We start from the raw sequence: 20,209 nt of genomic DNA, 5'->3' as shown, positions 1-20,209 counted from the left end.
ACCCGAGAGGAGAGAAGCATGGATCACGGAGCCGATCGCCGCTCCGGCCGGCATGGCGGACACGCCGCGCCAGAGGCCGTTGCGACGCATGACGGGGCGCACGACGCGCACGCCGACCCCGACTCGCACGCCGGGCGTGAGTCGCACACCGGACGCGACTCGCACGCCGAGCACGGCGACCACGCGGGTCACAACTCCCACGCGGGCCACGCGGGGCACGGGGGGCACGGCGACCACGTCGGGCAGTTCCGGCGCCTGTTCTGGTGGAACCTCGTCCTCGCCGTCCCGGTCATCGTCTTCTCGGGCATGTTCGCGATGCTCCTCGGATACTCTCTGCCCGACCAGCCGTGGGTCCCGTGGGTCTCGCCGATCCTCGGCACGGTCATGTACGTCTTGGGCGGCCGCCCCTTCCTCACCGGCGCGGTGAGCGAACTGCGCTCGCGCCAGCCCGGGATGATGCTCCTCATCGCCCTGGCGATCACCGTCGCGTTCGCGGCATCCTGGGGTTCGAGTCTCGGCATCCTCGATCACGAACTCGACTTCTGGTGGGAGCTCGCGCTCCTCATCGTGATCATGCTGCTCGGCCACTGGATCGAGATGCGCTCGCTCGCGCAGACCACCTCGGCGCTCGACTCGCTCGCGGCGCTGCTGCCCGACGAGGCCGAGCGCGTCGAGGGCGACCAGACCGTCACCGTCGCGCCGAGCGATCTGCGTGTCGGCGATGTCGTCGTCGTGCGGCCCGGCGGACGCGTCCCCGCCGACGGGCGCGTCGTCGCGGGCTCGGCGAGCATCGACGAGTCGATGATCACCGGCGAGTCGAAGCCCGTGCGCCGCGAGGTCGGCGACGCGGTCGTCGCGGGCACGGTCGCGACCGACTCCGGCATCCGCGTCGAGATCACCGCCGTCGGCGACGACACCGCGCTCGCCGGCATCCAACGCCTCGTCACCGACGCGCAGAACTCCTCCTCGCGCGCGCAGCGCATCGCCGACCGCGCCGCCGCCCTGCTGTTCTGGTTCGCGCTCGGCGCGGCGGCGCTGACGATGCTCGTCTGGACCCTCGTCGGCAACGTCGACGAGGGCGTGATCCTCACGATCACCGTGCTCGTCATCGCCTGCCCCCACGCCCTCGGCCTCGCGATCCCGCTGGTCGTCTCGATCGCGACCGAGCGTGCTGCGCGCGGCGGCGTACTGGTGAAGGACCGCCTCGCGCTCGAGCAGATGCGCACGGTCGACACCGTGCTCTTCGACAAGACCGGCACCCTCACCGAGGGCCGCCCGGCGGTCACCGCGGTCGAGCCGGCCGCCGGCTACGACGAGACCCGCGTCCTCGCGCTCGCCGCGGCGGCCGAGGCCGACTCGGAACACCCGCTCGCGAAGGCCATCGTGCAGGCCGCCGCCGATCGCGGAATCGAGGTGCCCGCGGCATCCGACTTCGACTCCTCGCCCGCCGTCGGCGTCACCGCCACGGTCGACGGCACGCGTGTGCGCGTGGGCGGGCCGGCGCTGCTGAAGGAGGAGGATGCCGCCGAGCTCGACGTCGGCGACCGGTGGCGTGCCGACGGCGCGATCATCCTCCACGTCCTCGCCGACGGCCAGGTCGCCGGCGCGCTCAAACTCGCCGACGCCGTACGCCACGAGTCGCGCGAAACCGTCGAGGCGCTGCGCCGGCTGAACGTGCAGGTCGTCATGATCACCGGTGACGCCGAAGCGGTCGCCCGCTCGGTCGCCGACGAGCTCGGCATCGACCGGGTGTTCGCGGGCGTCCGCCCCGAGGACAAGAGCGCCAAGGTGCAGGAGCTGCAGCGCGAGGGCCGGAAGGTCGCGATGGTCGGCGACGGCGTGAACGACGCCCCCGCGCTCGCGCAGGCCGATGTCGGCATCGCGATCGGTGCCGGGACGGATGTCGCGATCGCGTCGGCGGGCGTCATCCTCGCCTCCGACGACCCGCGCTCGGTGCTCTCGGTGATCCAGCTCTCGCGCGCGAGCTACCGCAAGATGAGGCAGAACCTGTGGTGGGCCGCGGGCTACAACCTCATCTCGGTGCCTCTCGCCGCGGGCGTGCTCGCGCCGATCGGGTTCGTGCTGCCGATGTCGGTCGGGGCGATACTGATGTCGCTGTCGACGATCGTCGTTGCGCTCAACGCTCAGCTGCTGCGCCGGCTCGACCTTCGACCGGAGGCGAGCGCGGAGGCGCTGCTTCGCGGCATCCCTGTTTCTGAAGAGAATCGTTCCGAGAGGATCACATCATGACGGACACGACGGCGCTGCACGACCACGGGACGGAGGGGACGGATGCCACGCACGCCGGCCCCCACGGATACATCAGCGACAAGCATCGCTACCTCACCCGCCTGCGGCGGGTCGAGGGGCAGGTGCGGGGCATCCAGCGGATGGTCGAGGAGGAGCAGTACTGCATCGACATCCTCACCCAGATCTCGGCGCTGAGCTCGGCGCTCGAGAACGTCGCGCTGGGCCTCCTCGACGATCACCTGAAGCACTGCGTCGTCGACGCGGCGACCCGCGGGGGAGACGAGGCGGCGCTGAAGCTCAAGGAGGCGTCGGACGCGATCGCGCGGCTCGTGAAGGCCTGACGCGGCTACGGTCGGCCAGGATCGCCGCGCGATCCGTCAATGGATGCGGTCCGAAGGCGGCGTGAGCGACGTTTTGTGACGGGTCGCCGACGCTCGGACGATAGGGCCCGCAGGCCGACCCGTCCTCGGGCGCGGTTCGTCCGCGATCCGCCGATGGATGCGGTCCGGCGGCGGCAACCCGGCGACCCGCGCACCCGCGCACCCGCGCACCCGCGCCCGTCAGTCGGCGTCCGGGCGACCCTTCCGAGCGAGCAGACCGTGCTCGTAGGCGTAGATCACGAGATGTACCCGATCACGGGCGTCGAGCTTGGTCAGCAGCCGGCCCACGTGGGTCTTCACCGTCGACTCCGCGACGAACTGCCGCGCGGCGATCTCGGCGTTGCTCAGTCCTTCGCCGATGGCGGTCAGCACCTCGCGTTCCCGCGGGGTCAGCGACAGTGCGTCCTCCGACGGCTCGGGCGCCCGCGCCGGAACCTCCTGGCCGAACAGCTCGAGCATTCGGCGCGTGATGCGGGGGGCCAGCGCCGCATCCCCAGCGTGGACCGCGCGGATCGCCGCGAGGAGATCGGCGGGGCGGGCGTCCTTCAGCATGAAACCGCTCGCTCCTGCCCGGATCGCGGCGAAGGCGTGCTCGTCGAGATCGAACGTGGTGAGGATCAGCACGCGCGGGGCCTGGGGGCCCGACACGATCGACGCGGTTGCGGCGATGCCGTCCACCCGCGGCATCCGCACATCCATGAGGACGACGTCCACTCTCCGCCCCCGCACCAGCTCGATCGCCTCGTGACCATCGGATGCCTCGCCGACCACGTCGATGTCGGGTTCGGCTTCGAGCACCATGCGCAGCCCCGCACGCACGAGCGCCTGGTCGTCGGCGATCGCGACCCGGATGGGTTCGCGATCCGCGGTGATCAGGGTGGTGCCGGTCATCTCGTTCACCGTCAGGTTCCGTTCGGTCGCTCGGGCGAGGGGAGGGCGACGCGGACGCGCCAGCCGCTGAAACCGCGGGGCCCCGCGTCGAGGGTGCCGCCGTACACCGCGACCCGCTCGCGCATGCCGATCAAGCCGCGACCGCCGGTGTCGCTCGCCCCTGTCGCGGTGTCGGCCGGGCGGGAGGCGGTGTCCGCCGGGCGGGAGGCGGTGTCCGCCGGGCGAGAGGCGTCGCCGTCGTCGACCACCTCGACCCTCACCTCACCGTCGGCGTGCTCGATCGTGACATCCACGTGTCGCGCCGACGGCGCATGGCGGAGGACGTTGGTGAGGGCCTCCTGCACGATCCGGTACACGGTCAGCTGGAGATTCGGGTCGGCGATCGCCGCGCCCGCGGTCCTGAGCGTCACTGGCAATCCCGCTGCGCGGAACCCCTCGAGCAGCTCGGGCATCGCCGATGTTCCCGGCTGCGGTGCTCGCCCATCGACGGTTTCGGTGCCCGGCTCGGTGAGCACACCGAGCATGCGGCGCATCTCGAGGAGCGCGTCGCGTCCGGCGTCGGCGACCAGTCGCATCCCTTCGGCGGCACGACCCGGATCGCGGCCGGCCGTAGCCGCGCTCCCCTCGGCGAGGGTGACCATCACCGTGAGGCTGTGCGAGACGACGTCGTGCATCTCGCGGGCGATCCGCGCGCGTTCGACGGCTGTCGCCAATTGCGCCTGCCGGTCGCGCTCGCGGGCGAGGTCGCCCACCCGGGCGATGAGCGCCTCGAGGTAGCGGCGACGGTTGCCCACGGTGATGCCGATCAGGGTGCCGAGGAGAGCGGTGACGACGGCTTCGGCCATGGCGAAGGGGAAGAACGCCGATTCACCGAAGAGCGGACTCGGTTGGAGGAGGGATGCCACGAACGCGGCCGCCCCGCCGACCACGGCCGAGATGGCGAACCCGATCCAGGCGGAGCGGCTCGAGCGGTAGACGGCGAGTGCGTACAGGCCGATGGCGATCGCGAAGACGTTTACCGCTTCCAGCGGGTAGACCAGCAGGGTGGTCACCCACGCCGCAGCGACGAGCACCCAAGGCTTGCTCCGCCGCCAGACGACCATGATGGCCGCGGTCGCAGCGACGAGAAGGACCCGCGCGACCGTCACCCACAGCGGCACCGGGCCGATGGGCGCGGCGAGCACCAGCGACCCGAGGACTGGGATGAGGTAGACCACGGCGACGAGCGCGTCGACCAGTCGCGGATGCCGCGCCCAGAACCGTCGGATGACGCCCGGTGGCCGGGGCAGACGCAGCTCTCCCCCGGCCGCCGTAACCGGACGGTCGGGGGAGAGCGGAGCGGACGCCATGGTGTCGACGTTACGCGTCGCGGGTGCGCAGCAGGATGGCCGCCGCTGCGGTGGGGACCGCGACCCAGAGGCCGGTGACCAGCAGGTTCAGCCACATCCCGAGTGCCTCGCCCTCCGGTGCGAGGGCGGCGGAGGTGTAGATCCCCGCGCCGGCGGAGGAGAGGAGGTACGGGACGGCGTCGCGCGCCCAGTCCGCAGGCACGAGGCCGAGGATCGTGGGAAGGATCAGCAGAACCCCCACGACGACCGCGATCCCGCCGGCGCTGCTGCGGATGAGCGTGCCGACCGCGAGGGCGAACAGCGAGACCATCGCGAGGTAGAGCGCGGCGCCGAGAAGCGGCCAGAAGATGCCCGGGTCGGTGATCGGTGCGGCGATGTCGTCCTGCGAGAGGAGGAGCGATGCCACGAGGTACCCGGCGACGTTCGCCACGAGCCCCACGACGAACGTGAGGGTGAACAGCACGATGCCCTTCGCCGCGAGCGCCGAGATCCGGTCGGGCACCGCCAAGAACGTCGATCGGACCATGCCGGTGGTGTACTCGCCACTGATCACCAGGACCCCGAGGATGCCTGCGATGAGCTGACCGAACGCGACGCCCGCGACGGAGGCCCCGACGATGGTCTGCAGCGGGTCGGCCCCGGGCGCTTCGGCTGCCACGCCCTCAGGGATGTTGAGCAGGGCGATGGCGACGAGGGCGGAGAGCCCCACCGAGATCGCGATGAGAAGTGCGTACGACCAGATGGTCGAGCGCAGGCTGCGCAGCTTGATCCATTCGGCGCGAAGAGTGCCGGGGAAAGTGAGGCGCGCGTCGCCGAGGTCGTCGGTTCGGGCGTCGAGAAGTGTCGTGGTGGTCATCGGACCGCCTCCGTTCGGTATTCCACCGCATCCGCGGTGAGGTCCATGTATGCCTCCTCGAGCGACGCGCTGAGGGGGGTCAGTTCGTGGATGACCAGGCCATGCTGAGCGGCCAGATCGCCCAGGGCGGGGGCTTCCACTCCGGTGATCTCGAGCAGTCCGGCCTCGGCCCCGGTGATTGTGACGTCGGGAGCTGCCACGAGCTCCGCGAGGCGGCTCGCCTGGGGCGAACGGACTCGCACCCGCGGGCCGGTGCCGCCGGCGATGATGTCGGCGACCGGTGCGTCGGCGATGATCTTGCCCTTGCCGAGCACGATGAGGTGGTCGGCGGTCAGCGCCATCTCGCTCATCAGGTGGGAGGAGAGGAACACCGTCCGCCCTTCGGCGGCGAGGTGCTTCACGAGCCGGCGCACCCAGAGGACGCCCTCGGGATCGAGGCCGTTCACCGGCTCATCGAGGATGATCGTCGCGGGGTCGCCGAGGAGTGCCGCCGCGATGCCGAGGCGCTGTCCCATGCCGAGGGAGAAACCTCCGACGCGGCGGCGGGCGACGGATTCGAGCCCAGTCAGCTCGATCACCTCACGGACCCGCTTCTTGCCGAGCCGGTGCGTGGCGGCCATGGCGAGGAGGTGGTTCTCCGCGGTGCGGCCGGTGTGCACGGCCTTGGCGTCGAGGAGGGCTCCGACCTCGCGGAGCGGGGCGCGGTGCCCCGCGTACGGGCGACCGTTGACCGTGACCGATCCGGCGGTCGGGCGATCGAGGCCGACGATCATGCGCATCGTGGTGGACTTGCCGGCGCCGTTCGGACCGAGGAACCCCGTGACCTGGCCGGCGTGGACGGTGAAATCTATCGTGTCGACGGCGGTCTTGGCGCCGTATCTCTTCGTGAGGCCTTCTGCTCTGATCATGCGCTTCACGCTACGGACGACGTCGCGCCGCCACATCCGTCCGCAGCATGAACCGAGGCGGGATGGGGTCCTCCCGCGGTACCGGGTTGGGGACCGCGGCGCCCGCCCGCGGGGCGGATGCCAGAGAGCGCGGCGCCCGCCCGCGAGCCGCGCGCGCGTCAGAGAAGCGCGGAGACGACCTGGTCGGTCACAAGGTCGATGGACCGAGTCATCCTTCGAGTCTATGCAGCGCTGCGGCGCCGCTCGGCGCGGACCGCGGCCGGTGTGTAGAAGGCTGCGGGCGTGCTGCGGCTGGGCGCGGCGCTTGGTGACGGATGTGCGCGCGGGCGGCAATCAGGGACGGGGAGTGCGCGGGCGGCAATCAGGGACGGGGAGTGCGCGGGCGGCGCCTGAAAGGATCGCCAGGGCGACAGCAGGTGCCGGCGGTCGCAGAAGATCCCGAGCGTCGCAGCAAATTGCGCGAATTCTGCGAAGCTCGTACGGTTCTGCGACCGCGCGAGGCGCGACGTGGCGGACGGTGAAGGGAAGAGCAGGCGCCGGGACCGAGGGCGGGGGGCGTCGCAGTCCCGGCGCCTGCGCTTATACGGTCGGCAGCGGGGGAAAGCTGCGACGACCGGGCCTGCCGGAGGGTGTCGCGACACCATCGATCCACCGGGTGGTGGGTGTGGCGATCGTCGACACGGATCCCTCTCGGATCATCGGCGGGGTTGCCCGACGGGGCGGACGGGCGGCGGCGGCGCGACCATTTCTGGGCACGGCGCGCGCGAGAGGCGGGGACCTCCTGGGATGACTGTACGGCGGGCCGTCGCGCAAGAGTCGGAACCTTCGGGTTTGGGCGCTCGACGTTTCGGGCATAGGGGTTCGGCCGGCTCGCGTCATCCGGGATTCTGATATACCGGCGCGCGGAGATTCGGTCGAGACGCGTACGTTTCGCGCCGAACTGTACGCGCTTCGGCTGATCGTACGCGCGGCGGAGGGCTCACGTGATCCCCGCGGGCGTGCAGGGAGTTCACCTCCGAGGGACAAAGTGCACCCTCGTGCGCAAGGAGTGCACCCTCGCGGGAGGGGCGCCGCGCTCCGCGCCCGTCGCTCCGGGGCGCGGGACGGAGGGTTGACGCCGGCGGCACCGCCGTGCATAATCTGATAAATCGATTTATCACCTCACGATGGAGTGACATGAGCCGGCCCCGCATCTCCGACGTCGCCGCCGCCGCCGGCGTGTCGGTGACGACGGTGTCCCTGGTTCTGAACGACGTCGAGTCCCGCATCTCCGAGAGCACGCGCCGCCGGGTGCGCGAGGCCGCGGATGCCGTCGGCTACGCCCCGAGCTCTGTCGCACGCAGTCTCCGCACCCGCCAGACCCGCACCGTCGGCCTCATCTCCGACCGCATTGCCACCACGCCCTTCGCCGGGCGCATGCTCGCCGGGGCGCAGGACGCCGCCCGCGAGAACGACCACCTCGTGATCTTCGTGGACACCGGCGGCGACGACGAGGTCGAACGCGACGCCATCGCGGCCCTGCGGGCCCAACAGGTCGACGCGATGATCTACGCCAGCATGTGGCACCGCGTCGTCGAGGTGCCCGCGTCGCTTCCGGCCGGCACCGTATTCCTCGACTGCCGCCCCGAGCACGGCGGCTTCCCGAGCGTGGTGCCCGCCGACCGCGAGGGCGGCTACGCCGCGACCCGCGTGCTCATCGAGGCTGGCCACCGCCGCATCGCGTACCTCGACACCTCCGACGGCCCGATCGCCTCGTTCCTCCGCCTCGAGGGGTACCACGAGGCGCTCACCGAGGCCGGCATCCCGATCGACCCGGCCCTGCACATCCGCGGCGGCGAGTCGACGGCGCAGGGCGCCCGTGAGGCCGCCGAACGCCTCCTCGATCTGCCGGAGGCCCAGCGGCCGACCGGCATCTTCGCCTTCAACGACCGCATGGCCGTCGGCGTCTACAACGCCGCACACCGCCGCGGGCTGCGCATCCCCGACGATCTGTCCGTCGTGGGATACGACGACCAGCTGCTGGTCGCCGCAGAACAAGACCCACCCCTCACCACCGTCGCCCTGCCCCACTACGAGATGGGTCGCTGGGCGATGGAGGTCGCGCTCGGCGTCCGCGCGGATGGGGACAGCGACGCCACGCACCGCATGGAGTGTCCCGTCATCCGACGAGACTCCGTGGGCCCGCCGCCGGCGCACGTCGCCAAACAGAGCCGACGACGGACCACTTGAGATACCGAACGACCGCCGAAGCGGTCCCCGACCGGTGACCGACGTAGCGGTCGGTCACCAGAACAGGAAATCACAGATGCGCAGAACAGTCCCGGCTTTTGTTGCGGCCGGCGCCATTGGCGCGCTCGCCCTCACCGGTTGCGGACAGGCCGGTCAGGGGAGCACCACCTCCGAAGACGGCCGCACCCAGATCACGATGTGGACCCACTCCGCGGGAAACCCCGCCGAACTCGAGGTCTACGAGCGGATCATCTCCGACTTCAACGCCTCGCAGGACCAGTACGAGGTCGTCGAGGAGTCCTTCCCGCAGGGCGCCTACAACGACGCGATCGTCGCCGCCGCGGCATCCGGAGATCTTCCCTGCCTGCTCGATCTCGACGGCCCGATCATGCCCAACTGGGCCTGGGCCGAGTACATCCAGCCGCTCGGGATCTCCACCGAGATCACCGACTCGCTGCTGCCGACCGCGGTGGGAGTGTGGAACGACGAGATCTACTCCGCCGGCTACTGGGATGCCGCGCTGTCGATCTTCGCGCGGGAGTCGGTGCTCACCGAGAACGGCATCCGCATCCCGACGATCGAGGAGCCATGGACGGCCGAGGAGTTCACCACCGCCCTCCAGACCCTAAAGGATGCCGGCTACGAGACGCCCATCGACATCGGCGCCGAAGACACCGGCGAGTGGTGGCCCTACGCCTACTCGCCGTTCCTGCAGAGCTTCGGCGGCGACCTCATCGACCGCGACACGATGCTGAGCGCCGACGGCGCGCTCAACGGACCCGAGGCGGTCGCCTGGGGCGAGTGGTTCCAGGGCCTCTTCGCCGACGGACTGGCCTCCACCAGCGGCACCGTCGGCAACCAGGAGTTCGTCGACGACGAGGTGGCGCTCAGCTACACCGGCGTCTGGAACGCCCTCGCGTCGGTCGAGGCGATCGGCGACGACCTCGTGATCCTCCCGCCGCCGGACCTCGGCACTGGTCCGAAGATCGGCGGCGGCTCGTGGCAGTGGGCCATCTCGTCGACCTGCGAAGAGGTCGAGGGGGCCCGTGAGTACCTGGAGTTCAGCTTCCAGGACGAGTACATCACCGAGTTCGCCGACAAGCAGATCGTCATCCCCGCGACCGAGGGGGCCGCGGAGGCCTCCGAGTACTTCGGACCCGACGGGGTGCTCCGGCCCTTCGTCGAGCTGTCGCAGGAGTACGCGGTGCTCCGCCCCGAAACCCCGGCGTACGCGGTGATCTCCACCACGTTCGAGACCGCGGCGAAGGACATCATGAACGGCGCCGACGTGCAGCGGACCCTCGACCGGGCCGTGGACGAGATCGACGCCAACATCGAATCCAACGACGGCTACGGCTTCTGATCACTGACCGTGCGGGCGGGAGCCACTGCTTCCCGCCCGCACGATCCGGGAAAGACTTCTCATGACTGTCACGCCTCCGACGGTCGCGGCCGAGACGCCTCAGCGCGCGACCCGCCGCTTCCGCACCACCAAGGGTCGCGAGACCTGGGCGGGCCTGGCGATGATGGCACCCGCCGGCATCCTGCTGGTGCTGTTCCTCATCATCCCCGTCATCCTCGCCTTCACGCTCTCCTTCACCAACGCCCGTCTCATCTCGCCGAACCCGCCGCGCTTCGTCGGATTCGACAACTTCGTCCGGGCCTTCACCAACGACCCGGTCTTCCTCCAGTCGGCGTGGAACACCTTCCTGTTCGCCCTCGTGGTCGTACCAGTGCAGGCGGGGCTCGGGCTCCTGCTGGCGGTCCTCGTCAACAGACGGATGCGAGGTGTCACCGCCTTCCGGGTGATCTTCTTCATCCCCGTGGTCACCTCGATCGTCGTCGTGTCGATCCTGTGGCGCTTCCTCTACCAGCCCAACGGCCTCATCAACTCCATGATCGACACGATCACCTTCGGGGCGTGGTCGGGCATGGACTGGCTCAACAACCCGCAGACCGCGCTCGGCGCGATCATCGTGCTGTCGATCTGGCAGGCGGTGGGGTTCCACATGATCATCTGGCTCGCGGGGCTGCAGACCATCCCCGAAGAGCTCTACGAGGCGGCGAAGATGGACGGCGCCGGCCCCTGGCGCCAGTTCGTCAGCGTCACCTGGCCGGGCCTTCGCCCGACGATGGTGTTCGTCCTGGTGACGATCACGATCTCCGCCCTCGCGCTGTTCGTCCAAATCGACGTGATGACCCAGGGCGGGCCGACCGGCAGCACCTCCACGATCGTCTTCTACGCCGTGCGGAAGGGCTACGAGCAGCAGGAGATCGGCTACGCCGCCGCCATCTCGCTGATCTTCTTCGTCGCGGTGCTCATCATCGCGCTCGTCCAGCGGCGCCTGACGAGGGACAAGGACTGACATGACCGACACCCGCAGCCGCCCGGACACCCGGGCGAAGGGCCGCGCCGCGGCATCCGCTCGCATCGCCACCGACGCCAGCGAGAAGCGACGCCGGCGCACCGGGAAGATCTTCCTCTACGCCGCCATGTCGGTGTTCGCGGTGATCTTCCTCTTCCCGCTGATCTTCATGTTCGTCTCGAGCCTGAAGCCCGACGCGCAGATCCTGCAGGACATCGACTCGCCGATGGCCTTCCTTCCCGTCGGCGACATCAGCCTCGACAACTACTTCGGGGTGTTCGACCGGGTGCCGGTGGCGCAGTTCCTCTTCAACTCGGTGCTCGTCACCGTCCTGACGGTGGGGCTGGGGCTGATCGTCAACTCGATGGCCGGTTTCGCGCTGTCGCGCCTGGCGTGGCGGGGCCGGTTCGTCGTGCTCGCGATCATCATCGCCACCCTCATCGTGCCCTTCGAGACGATCGCGGTGCCGATGGTCTACTGGGTCGCGCAGCTGCCGACGCTGGTGATCGAGGGCGGGGTGCTGAAGTACGACTTCGGATGGCTCAACACCTACGAGGTGCAGATCGTGCCGTTCATCGCCAACGCCTTCTCGATCTTCCTGTTCACGCAGTACTTCTCCACGATCCCGAAGTCGCTCGACGAGGCGGCGCGCATCGACGGGGCGGGCTGGTTCACGATCTACCGGCGCATCATCGTGCCCCTTTCGGGCCCGGCGTTCGCCACCGTGGCGATCCTCACGTTCCTGCCGGCATGGAACCAGTACCTCTGGCCACTCATGGTGGTCCAGCGCGAGGAGCTGCGACCGGTGATGGTCGGCATGCAGTACTTCTTCCAGCTCAACACCGCCTGGGGTGAGGTCATGGCCTACACCTCGCTCATCACCCTGCCCGTCCTCATCGTGTTCCTGGTCTTCCAGCGCGCGTTCGTCTCGTCGATCGCCGCGAGCGGGGTGAAGGGATGACGCGGGTCGCCGTCGCTTCTTCTCTCGACGTTGCCGTCGACGTACCTGAAAGGTCTGCTGTGTTCGATCTGCCCGGCTCCTGGGTCTGGGACTACTGGTTCGCCGACGACGGCGAGCAGTACCACCTGTTCTTCCTCTACGCCTCGCGGGCGCTGCACGACCCCGACGCGCGGCACTACCGCGCGTCGATCGGGCACGCGGTCTCGACCGACCTGACGTCGTGGACGCAGGTCGCCGACGCGCTCGTGCGCTCCGACGCGCCGGCGTTCGACGACCTGGCGACGTGGACGGGCTCGGTGGTGCGGCATCCGGATGGCACCTGGTACCTCTTCTATACGGGGGCGTCGCTGGATGCCGGGGGCAAGAACGTGCAGCGGATCGGATACGCGACCTCGCCGGATCTGCTCACCTGGACCAAGGCGCCCGGGCCGGTGGCGTCGGCCTCGGCGCCCTGGTACGAGACGCTCGAGTCGGGGGAGTGGCACGACGAGGCGTTCCGCGACCCGTGGGTGTTCCCCGACCCGAATGGTGACGGGTGGCACATGTACATCACGGCGCGCGCGCCCGAGGGCCCGGCGTTCGGACGCGGGGTGATCGGTCACGCCTGGTCGCAGGACCTGCGCTCGTGGGAGATGCGTCCGCCGCTGAGCGCGCCGAGCGAGCATGGATTCGGGCAGCTCGAGGTGACCCAGGTCGAGGTCGTCGACGGGCGCCCGGTGCTGATCTTCTCGTGCGGCAGCGAGCACGCGATGCCGTCGCGAGCGGGGGAGCCCGGCGGGGGAGGCACTTGGGCGATCAACGCCGACAGCGTTCTCGGGCCGTTCGACATCGATGCCGCGTACCCCGTGACCGACGAGCGGCTGTACGTCGGCCGGCTGTTGCGACGGCGCGAGGACGGGCAGTGGCTGCTGTTCGCGTTCCGCCACGTCGACGAGGAGGGGCGCTTCGTCGGGGGTGTGATCGACCCGCTGCCGGTGGCGTGGTCCGGCGACCGGCTGGTCGCCGGCGCGCCGCGCGCGTAGCGCCCGCCGAGCCCGCGCCCGCCGCGCCCGCCGCACCCGCGCCCGCCGCGCGCCCCCGCGCCGCGCGCGAGGCCGCGCCGCTGGCGCGCGAAGATTCGGTCGAGACGCGTACGTTTCGCTGCGGAATGTCCGCGTCTCGACCGATCGTACGCGCCCCGCGGCGCCGGCCCACCCCTCCCGCCGCGGGTCCGCTCGCTCCCGCCGAGGGTCCGCTCGCTCCCAACCGAGCCGGGCACCGATTGTCGGGCATAACTCCGTTTGCCCTTCCTAGCATCGACACGTCGGCCATCCGGTCGGCAGGATGACACGGGAAGGGCGGGCGGCATGCTCGAGCGCTGGAACACCGCGATCGACCTCATCGAGGAGAACCTCGACGGTGAGGTCGACGTCGCCGCGCTCGCGCGCGCGGCGGTGACGTCGGAGTACCACTTCCGCCGCGTCTTCTCGGTGCTCGCCGGCATGCCGCTGTCGGAATACATCCGGCGTCGCCGGATGAGCGTGGCCGCCGCGGCCGTCGTGGCCGGCGAGCCCCTCATCGACATCGCCGTCCGGTACGGCTACGGCTCCGCCGACGCCTTCCGCCGGGCGTTCGTCGCGGTGCACGGCATCACCCCCGACGACGCTCGCCGGCCCGGTGCCATCCTCACGTCCCAGGCGCGCCTGACGCTGCGCCTCACCATTGAAGGGAGCGCCCCCATGCGCCACCGCATCAACGACCTCGAACCGTTCCGCATCGTCGGGCCGGGCACCCGTATCCCGCTCGTGTACCGCGGGCCGAATCCCGACATGATCGCCTTCCACCGGTCGCTCCCGGCGTCCACCGCCGACGATCTGGCAAAGCTCAGCGATATGGCCGAGCCGGCCGGGCCGTTCTCGGCATCCACCGATTTCGCCCCCGACCGCGCCGACGGCAGCGAGTTCCACTACGTCTACGGCGTCGCGACCCGGCGGCCGGCAGGCGGCATCCCGGATTCCTTCGACGTGATCGAGGTGCCCGCCCACACCTGGGTGGCCTTCGAGGTCACCGCCGATACCGGGTTCTTCGATGCCCTGCAGCAGGTGTGGGCCGACGCCTACGGCGAGTGGTTCCCCTCGCATCCGTATCGAACGGTGGCGGCGCCCGAGATCCTCGCGGTGCACGAGCGCTCGGCCGACGGTGACGCCGGCCGAGCCGAGCTCTGGCTCGCCGTCGAGCGAGAGGGCTGAAGGTCCGACCGAGCGGGGGTGCTCGCCCTTGCGCGTGGGGGCGTGCACCCTCGCGCGTGGGGGTGCACCCTCGCGGGTTTGGGTGTGGCGGGCGGATGACGTAAGCTAACCCTTTGGTGCGTCGCCTGCCGGCAACCACCGCGAACGTGAGCCCTCCACCGGCCTGTTCCCCTGGCATCCGTCCGGGTGAACGACCACCGGAGCGGGATTCACGAACCACTCCGTTCGATCAAGAAAGCAGCACTACTGTGACGCGTACTTTCACTCCCAAGGCTGGCGAGATCCAGCGCGACTGGCTGGTCATCGACGCCACCGACGTCGTTCTCGGCCGTCTGGCCTCGCACGCTGCCGCACTGCTTCGCGGCAAGCACAAGGCGAGCTTCGCCAACCACCTCGACTCCGGCGACTTCGTCATCATCGTCAACGCCGACAAGGTCGCCCTCACCGGCAACAAGCGCGAGCAGAAGATGGCCTACCGTCACTCGGGTTACCCGGGTGGTCTGAAGGCCGTCTCCTACACCGAGCTTCTCGAGAAGAACCCGGTTCGCGCCGTGGAGAAGGCCGTTCGCGGCATGCTCCCCAAGAACAGCCTCGGCCGTGCCCAGCTGTCCAAGCTCAAGGTGTACACCGGTGCCGAGCACCCGCACGCCGCGCAGCAGCCCAAGACGTACACCTTCGACCAGGTCGCCCAGTAAGCGCCGCACACATTAAGGACAGACTCGTGGCGAAGATCTCCGACTCCATCGATCCCATCAACACCGACACCGACTCGACCTTCTCGACCGAGACCCCGGTCGACACCGCTGCCGCGGCCGTCGAGCGCCCCGTGCTCTCGGTTCCCGGCGCTGCCGTGGGCCGCCGCAAGCAGGCCATCGCCCGTGTGCGCCTCATCCCCGGCTCGGGCACCATCACCGTCAACGGCCGCACGTTCGAGGACTACTTCCCGAACAAGCTCCACCAGCAGCTGATCACCGACCCCTTCACCGTGCTGAACCTCACCGGCGCGTACGACGTCATCGTCCGCATCTCCGGCGGCGGCCCCTCGGGTCAGGCCGGCGCGCTGCGCCTCGGCATCGCTCGTGCCCTCAACGAGATCGACGCCGAGAACAACCGCCCGACCCTGAAGAAGGCCGGCTTCCTCTCGCGCGACGCCCGCGTCATCGAGCGCAAGAAGGCGGGTCTGAAGAAGGCTCGCAAGGCCCCTCAGTACTCCAAGCGCTGATCGCGGAAAGCTCCACCCGGATGCCGCTTTTTGGCACGGATGGGGTGCGGGGGCTGGCCAACGGCCCCCTCACCGCCGATCTCGCACTCACCCTGGCCCAGGCGACCGCGGTCGTCCTGGGCCAGGGCCGTACCGCCGAGGCGCGCCGCGCCGCCGGCAAGCGCCTCACGGCTGTCGTCGCGCGCGACCCGCGCGTTTCGGGCGAATTCCTCTCTGCGGCCGTACAGGCGGGGCTCGCGTCATCCGGGGTCGACGTCTTCGATGCCGGTGTGCTGCCCACCCCTGCCGCGGCGTTCCTCATCGCCGACATCGACGCCGACTTCGGCGTGATGGTCTCGGCGTCGCACAACCCCGCGCCCGACAACGGCATCAAGATCTTCGCCCGCGGCGGCGTGAAGCTGCCCGACGTCGTCGAGCAGCGGATCGAGTCGGCGATGGCGTGGGAGAAGCTCCAGCCCACCGGCGCCGGGGTCGGCCGCATCCGCAGGTTCGCCGACGCCGAGGACCGCTACGTCGTGCATCTTCTCGGCGCGCTCGAGCACCGGCTCGACGGGATCCACGTCGTCCTCGACTGCGCGCACGGCGCGGCATCGGGGGTCTCGCCCGAGACGTTCCGCGACGCCGGAGCGCGGGTCACCGTCATCGGGGCCGACCCTGACGGACTGAACATCAACGACGGGGTGGGCTCGACCCATCTGTCCCAGCTCGCCGCGGCCGTCCGCGACGCCGGGGCGGACCTCGGCATCGCCCACGACGGCGACGCCGACCGCTGCCTCGCCGTCGACGCCGACGGCAACGTCATCGACGGCGACCAGATCATGGCGATCCTCGCCGTGGCGATGAAGCAGCGCGGCGCGCTCGCGCACGACACCCTTGTGGCCACGGTGATGAGCAACCTCGGCCTGCACCGCGCCATGGCCGACCACGGCATCCGGGTGCTCCAGACCGCGGTCGGCGACCGCTACGTGCTCGAGGCCATGAACGAGGGCGGCTATTCGCTGGGTGGCGAGCAGTCGGGCCACGTCATCATGAGCCGGTACGCCACCACCGGCGACGGCCTTCTCACCGGCCTGCAGCTGGTGTCGGAGATGGCCCGCACCGGCAAGACGCTGGCCGAGCTCGCGTCGATCATGACCGTGTACCCGCAGGTGCTCGTGAACGTGAAGGATGTCGACCGCTCGCGCGCGGCGGACGACGAGGCCGTCCAGGCGGCTGTCGCTGAGGCCAGCGCCGAACTCGGCGACTCGGGAAGGGTGCTCCTCCGCCCGAGCGGCACCGAGCAGCTCGTGCGCGTGATGGTGGAGGCCGCCGACGAGGCGACGGCGCGCCGGTCCGCCGAGCGGCTCGCCGACGTCGTGCGGGAGCGCCTGGCGCTGTAGCGCGTCGCGCGCGCCTTGCGCGACCGGCCCACGCGCGACCGGCGCACGCGCGACCGGCGCAAGGTACGAGATCCGCACGCCGGAGGCGGGGATGCGGCGGAGAGTCCTCCGCTGCGTCGATCTCCTTCGGTATGCGCGCAATCCGTCGCTCTCCGCAGCGCGATCCGTCGCTCCGCGCTGCTCGCCCTGCGCGCGATCCGTGCGCTGCGCGCCGCGGGAGCGCGCGGCCGGGGAGGAATGGGGCACTTGTCAAGGGGCGGGCGCGCGGCATCCGCTCTTGCATACGGTGTGCGGATGCCTCACGACGTTCCCGCCTCGCCCACCGCCACGACCGAGCCCGCACCCGATGCCACGAAGCTGCGCCGCGCCATCACCGGCCCAATGCTGTTCCTCTTCGTGCTCGGCGATGTGCTGGGCGCGGGAGTCTACGCGCTCATGGGCGTGCTCGCCGCCGAGGTGGGCGGCGCCACGTGGATTCCGCTGGCCGTCGCGCTGGGACTCGCCCTCCTCACCGCGGGCTCGTACGCCGAGCTCGTCACCAAGTACCCGCGCGCGGGTGGGTCGGCCTACTTCGCCGAGAAGGCCTACAAGAAGCCCGTGGTGTCATTCCTCGTCGGTTTCAGCATGCTGGCCGCCGGCGTCGTGAGCGTCGCAGGCCTGTCACTCGCCTTCGCCGGCGACTACCTGTCGGCGTTCGTGCCGATCGCGCCGCCGGTCGCGGCGATCGGGCTCATCGCGGTGCTCGCGCTACTGAACATGTGGGGCATCCGCGAGTCGATGACCGGGAACATCGTGATGACAATCATCGAGGTGTCGGGGCTCGTGCTCATCGTCGTCGCCGTCGGCCTCATGCTCGGCGGCGGGGGCGGCGACCTATCGCGCATCGGAGAGTTCCCCGCCGGCGTGAACCCGGCGCTCGCGACCCTCGCTGCGGCCATCATCGCCTACTACTCCTTCGTCGGATTCGAGACCTCGGCCAACGTCGCCGAGGAGCTGAAGAACCCCTCCCGGTCGTACCCGATCGCCCTGCTCGGCTCGCTCGCCGTCGCCGGCATCGTCTATGTGCTCGTGGCGATGGCGAGTGCCGCCGCGCTTCCCGCGGACGAGCTGGCCGGGTCATCCGGTCCCCTCCTCGCGGTGTTCGAGGCGACGGGCGTGCCGTTGCCGACGGTGATCTTCAGCATCATCGCGCTCATCGCGATTGCCAACGGCGCACTCCTGACCTCGATCATGTCGAGCCGACTCGCGTACGGCATGGCCGATCACGGCCTGCTTCCCCGCGCGCTCGCGCGCGTGCTGCCCGGACGGAAGACCCCGTGGGTCGCGATCGTCGTCACGGCAGCGGTCGCCGCCGCGCTCACCCTCCTCGGCGACCTCGCCACCCTCGCCGAGACGGTGGTGCTGCTGCTGCTCATCGTGTTCATCTCGACGAACGTCGCCGTGCTGGTGCTGCGGCGCGACCGTGTGGAGCATCAGCACTTCCGCGTGTGGACGTGGGTCCCCGTCGCGGGGGTGCTCTCGTGCATCCTGCTGCTCACCCAGCAGAGCCCGCGGGTGTGGCTCTTCGGTGCCATCGCGCTGGCGATCGGGCTCGTGCTGTACGCGGTGATGCGGGCTGTCGGGGCGCGCGCTACGGTCGAGGAGTGACCCGACACACCCCGCGTCGGCGCGGAGCGAACGCCCTCGTGTTCGCGACCCTCGCCGCCCTCGCCCTCGTCCTGAGCGGCTGCGCCCCCGACGGCATGACCGCTGCAACCACCACCTCGACCACCGCCGAGGCGCCGACCCTGTCGGTGCAGGCCTCGCCCGAGGCATCCGTCGTGCCCTCCGTCTCGGCCGTCGACATCGCCGCCGGAGAGATCGACGAACCCGTCGAGGTCGCCGTGGCCCCGGGCACCGACGGGGTGGGTGTGACCTTCCGCGAGATCACCCTGCAGCCCGGCGCGGGCACGGGAGAGCACTGCCACGCCGGGCAGCTGATCGCGGTGGTGAAGGAGGGCGCGCTGACCCATTACGCCCCGACCCATCCCGACGGCGTGCGCGTCTACGAGGCCGGCGAAGCGATCATCGAGGGCGCCGAGTACGTGCATCAGGGCGTCAACGAGGGCGACATCCCGGTCGTGCTGTGGGTGACCTATGTGATCCCCGAGGGTGAGCCGCTCGCCGACACCGACCTGGCCAACTGCGGCTGAGCCCCCACGCGAGCCTCAGACGCCGGGGTCGGCGGGCGCGGCGCTCCACGACAGCGACTCGATATAGCGCAGCAGCACGCCCTCGCGGAGCGCCCACGGCGAGATCTCGAGCTCGTCGATCTTCAGCATCGACATCGCGGTGTCGAGCACCACGGCCGCGGCGACGATCTGGAAGGTGCGATCGGCGGTGATGCCGGGGAGCTCCTGCCGCGCCGCGGCGGGGATGCGGGCGAGCCGCGGGATCCACGACGCCAACGCGGCGCGGGGGAGCAGCATTCGTTCGCTCCCCGTCCAGCCGGGAGCGGGGTAGCCCGCCAGCTTCGCCAGCGACCGGATCGCCTTGGACGACCCCACGACGTGGTCGGGCTTGTCGAGCGCGCGGAAGCGGCCGACGACGGGATGGAGGGTGTCGCGCGCGTGCGCGCGCAACTGTTCGACCGCGTCCTCGCCGGGCGGGTCGTCGGGCAGGAACCTCACCGTCATCCGTCCGGCGCCCAGGGGGACGGATGCCGCGGCTTCGGGCAGCTCGTCGGACCCGGCCGCGATCTCGAGCGAACCGCCGCCGATGTCGAACAGCAGGATCTGACCGGCCGACCATCCGAACCACCGGCGGACGGCGAGGAAGGTGTAGCGGGCCTCGGCCTCGCCGCCGAGGACCTGGAGGGGTTCGCCGAGCGCGGCTTCGAGGCGGGCGATGACCTCGGGGCCGTTGGCCGCCTCGCGGACGGCGGAGGTCGCGGTGGCCAGGAGCTCCTCGACGTTCTCGTCGGCGGCGACCCGACGCGCCTCGGCCACGGCGTCGACGAGCGCCGTCACGCCCTCCTCGGTGATCGAGCCGTCGGGGGCGAGGTAGCGCATGAGGCGCAGCACCGTGCGCCGGCTGGTCGTGCCGAGCGGCCGGCCCCCGGGCTGGACGTCGGCGACCAGCAGGTGGACGGTGTTCGAGCCGATGTCGAGGACTCCGAGGCGCACGGGTTCAGGCTAGCGGGCGCCAGGTC

At 70.6% G+C, this 20,209-nt stretch carries 18 protein-coding genes; 13 read left to right on the top strand and 5 right to left on the bottom strand.

The window, feature by feature from the left end:
- The first annotated feature begins 18 nt into the window (after positions 1-18).
- The gene (locus tag T9R20_RS13830; RefSeq protein WP_322409885.1) at positions 19-2,250 is read left to right on the top strand and encodes a heavy metal translocating P-type ATPase; all 2,232 of its coding nucleotides are present in this window, start codon (positions 19-21) and stop codon (positions 2,248-2,250) included.
- Positions 2,247-2,591, top strand: a complete 345-nt coding sequence (locus T9R20_RS13825; RefSeq protein WP_322409884.1) for a metal-sensitive transcriptional regulator — start codon at positions 2,247-2,249, stop codon at positions 2,589-2,591. Before T9R20_RS13830 ends, T9R20_RS13825 begins: the two co-directional genes overlap by 4 nt.
- A 219-nt stretch (positions 2,592-2,810) precedes the next feature.
- On the opposite strand, the gene T9R20_RS13820 is transcribed toward T9R20_RS13825, so the two are convergent.
- From T9R20_RS13820 to T9R20_RS13805, 4 genes are read right to left on the bottom strand one after another with little or no spacing between them, the layout of a single operon-like run.
- Positions 2,811-3,521 carry a response regulator transcription factor gene (locus T9R20_RS13820; protein WP_322409883.1) on the bottom strand — a complete coding sequence of 237 codons (711 nt, stop codon included), beginning with the start codon at positions 3,519-3,521 and terminating at the stop codon, positions 2,811-2,813.
- 11 nt (positions 3,522-3,532) lie between these two features.
- Positions 3,533-4,870: a histidine kinase gene (locus tag T9R20_RS13815; RefSeq protein WP_322409882.1), complete on the bottom strand. Its 1,338-nt coding sequence runs from the start codon at positions 4,868-4,870 to the stop codon at positions 3,533-3,535.
- A gap of 10 nt (positions 4,871-4,880) precedes the next feature.
- Positions 4,881-5,726 carry an ABC transporter permease gene (locus T9R20_RS13810; protein ID WP_322409881.1) on the bottom strand — a complete coding sequence of 282 codons (846 nt, stop codon included), beginning with the start codon at positions 5,724-5,726 and terminating at the stop codon, positions 4,881-4,883.
- Positions 5,723-6,634 carry an ABC transporter ATP-binding protein gene (locus T9R20_RS13805; protein ID WP_322409880.1) on the bottom strand — a complete coding sequence of 304 codons (912 nt, stop codon included), beginning with the start codon at positions 6,632-6,634 and terminating at the stop codon, positions 5,723-5,725. Before T9R20_RS13805 ends, T9R20_RS13810 begins: the two co-directional genes overlap by 4 nt.
- Positions 6,635-7,810: 1,176 nt before the next feature.
- Between T9R20_RS13805 and T9R20_RS13800 the strand changes: the two genes are divergently transcribed.
- The 11 genes from T9R20_RS13800 (at position 7,811) to T9R20_RS13750 (ending at position 19,211) form a co-directional block, all read left to right on the top strand.
- The gene (locus T9R20_RS13800; RefSeq protein WP_322409879.1) at positions 7,811-8,863 is read left to right on the top strand and encodes a LacI family DNA-binding transcriptional regulator; all 1,053 of its coding nucleotides are present in this window, start codon (positions 7,811-7,813) and stop codon (positions 8,861-8,863) included.
- Between the two features lie 76 nt (positions 8,864-8,939).
- On the top strand, positions 8,940-10,226 hold the full coding sequence (locus tag T9R20_RS13795) for a sugar ABC transporter substrate-binding protein (protein ID WP_322409878.1): 1,287 nt from the start codon (positions 8,940-8,942) through the stop codon (positions 10,224-10,226).
- Between the two features lie 61 nt (positions 10,227-10,287).
- A complete protein-coding gene (locus tag T9R20_RS13790) occupies positions 10,288-11,229 on the top strand; it encodes a sugar ABC transporter permease (protein WP_322409877.1) in 942 nt (313 codons plus the stop codon).
- A gap of 1 nt (position 11,230) precedes the next feature.
- The gene (locus T9R20_RS13785; RefSeq protein WP_416182912.1) at positions 11,231-12,190 is read left to right on the top strand and encodes a carbohydrate ABC transporter permease; all 960 of its coding nucleotides are present in this window, start codon (positions 11,231-11,233) and stop codon (positions 12,188-12,190) included.
- 59 nt (positions 12,191-12,249) lie between these two features.
- The gene (locus tag T9R20_RS13780; RefSeq protein ID WP_322412188.1) at positions 12,250-13,212 is read left to right on the top strand and encodes a glycosyl hydrolase family 32; all 963 of its coding nucleotides are present in this window, start codon (positions 12,250-12,252) and stop codon (positions 13,210-13,212) included.
- A 324-nt stretch (positions 13,213-13,536) separates the two neighbouring features.
- Positions 13,537-14,418, top strand: coding sequence for an AraC family transcriptional regulator (locus T9R20_RS13775; protein WP_322409876.1), 882 nt, complete (start codon positions 13,537-13,539; stop codon positions 14,416-14,418).
- 248 nt (positions 14,419-14,666) lie between these two features.
- Positions 14,667-15,113 carry a 50S ribosomal protein L13 gene (gene rplM, locus T9R20_RS13770; protein ID WP_322409875.1) on the top strand — a complete coding sequence of 149 codons (447 nt, stop codon included), beginning with the start codon at positions 14,667-14,669 and terminating at the stop codon, positions 15,111-15,113.
- A gap of 26 nt (positions 15,114-15,139) precedes the next feature.
- Positions 15,140-15,640, top strand: coding sequence for a 30S ribosomal protein S9 (gene rpsI, locus T9R20_RS13765; RefSeq protein WP_322409874.1), 501 nt, complete (start codon positions 15,140-15,142; stop codon positions 15,638-15,640).
- A gap of 20 nt (positions 15,641-15,660) precedes the next feature.
- Complete coding sequence (gene glmM, locus T9R20_RS13760; protein ID WP_322409873.1) at positions 15,661-17,019, top strand: phosphoglucosamine mutase; 1,359 nt, start codon at positions 15,661-15,663, stop codon at positions 17,017-17,019.
- Positions 17,020-17,313: 294 nt separating this feature from the next.
- Positions 17,314-18,666: an APC family permease gene (locus tag T9R20_RS13755; RefSeq protein WP_322409872.1), complete on the top strand. Its 1,353-nt coding sequence runs from the start codon at positions 17,314-17,316 to the stop codon at positions 18,664-18,666.
- Positions 18,663-19,211, top strand: a complete 549-nt coding sequence (locus tag T9R20_RS13750) for a cupin domain-containing protein (RefSeq protein ID WP_322409871.1) — start codon at positions 18,663-18,665, stop codon at positions 19,209-19,211. Before T9R20_RS13755 ends, T9R20_RS13750 begins: the two co-directional genes overlap by 4 nt.
- Before the next feature lie 15 nt (positions 19,212-19,226).
- Here the strand turns inward: T9R20_RS13750 and T9R20_RS13745 are convergent, their stop codons facing one another.
- Complete coding sequence (locus T9R20_RS13745; protein WP_322409870.1) at positions 19,227-20,183, bottom strand: Ppx/GppA phosphatase family protein; 957 nt, start codon at positions 20,181-20,183, stop codon at positions 19,227-19,229.
- Between the last annotated feature and the right edge of the window lie 26 nt (positions 20,184-20,209).

This window comes from Microbacterium invictum (assembly GCF_034421375.1).
GTDB lineage: Bacteria > Actinomycetota > Actinomycetes > Actinomycetales > Microbacteriaceae > Microbacterium > Microbacterium invictum_A.
Note: the sequence above shows the minus strand (reverse complement) of the source record. Positions and strands in the feature narration are given on the sequence as shown.

Bases quoted from the DNA above. Each gene is read 5' to 3' on its own strand.
- T9R20_RS13830 (WP_322409885.1), top strand. From the start codon at position 19: ATGGATCACGGAGCCGATCGCCGCTCCGGCCGGCATGGCGGACACGCC.
- T9R20_RS13825 (WP_322409884.1), top strand. From the start codon at position 2,247: ATGACGGACACGACGGCGCTGCACGACCACGGGACGGAGGGGACGGAT.
- T9R20_RS13820 (WP_322409883.1), bottom strand. From the start codon at position 3,521: ATGACCGGCACCACCCTGATCACCGCGGATCGCGAACCCATCCGGGTC.
- T9R20_RS13815 (WP_322409882.1), bottom strand. From the start codon at position 4,870: ATGGCGTCCGCTCCGCTCTCCCCCGACCGTCCGGTTACGGCGGCCGGG.
- T9R20_RS13810 (WP_322409881.1), bottom strand. From the start codon at position 5,726: ATGACCACCACGACACTTCTCGACGCCCGAACCGACGACCTCGGCGAC.
- T9R20_RS13805 (WP_322409880.1), bottom strand. From the start codon at position 6,634: ATGATCAGAGCAGAAGGCCTCACGAAGAGATACGGCGCCAAGACCGCC.
- T9R20_RS13800 (WP_322409879.1), top strand. From the start codon at position 7,811: ATGAGCCGGCCCCGCATCTCCGACGTCGCCGCCGCCGCCGGCGTGTCG.
- T9R20_RS13795 (WP_322409878.1), top strand. From the start codon at position 8,940: ATGCGCAGAACAGTCCCGGCTTTTGTTGCGGCCGGCGCCATTGGCGCG.
- T9R20_RS13790 (WP_322409877.1), top strand. From the start codon at position 10,288: ATGACTGTCACGCCTCCGACGGTCGCGGCCGAGACGCCTCAGCGCGCG.
- T9R20_RS13785 (WP_416182912.1), top strand. From the start codon at position 11,231: ATGACCGACACCCGCAGCCGCCCGGACACCCGGGCGAAGGGCCGCGCC.
- T9R20_RS13775 (WP_322409876.1), top strand. From the start codon at position 13,537: ATGCTCGAGCGCTGGAACACCGCGATCGACCTCATCGAGGAGAACCTC.
- glmM (WP_322409873.1), top strand. From the start codon at position 15,661: ATGCCGCTTTTTGGCACGGATGGGGTGCGGGGGCTGGCCAACGGCCCC.
- T9R20_RS13755 (WP_322409872.1), top strand. From the start codon at position 17,314: ATGCCTCACGACGTTCCCGCCTCGCCCACCGCCACGACCGAGCCCGCA.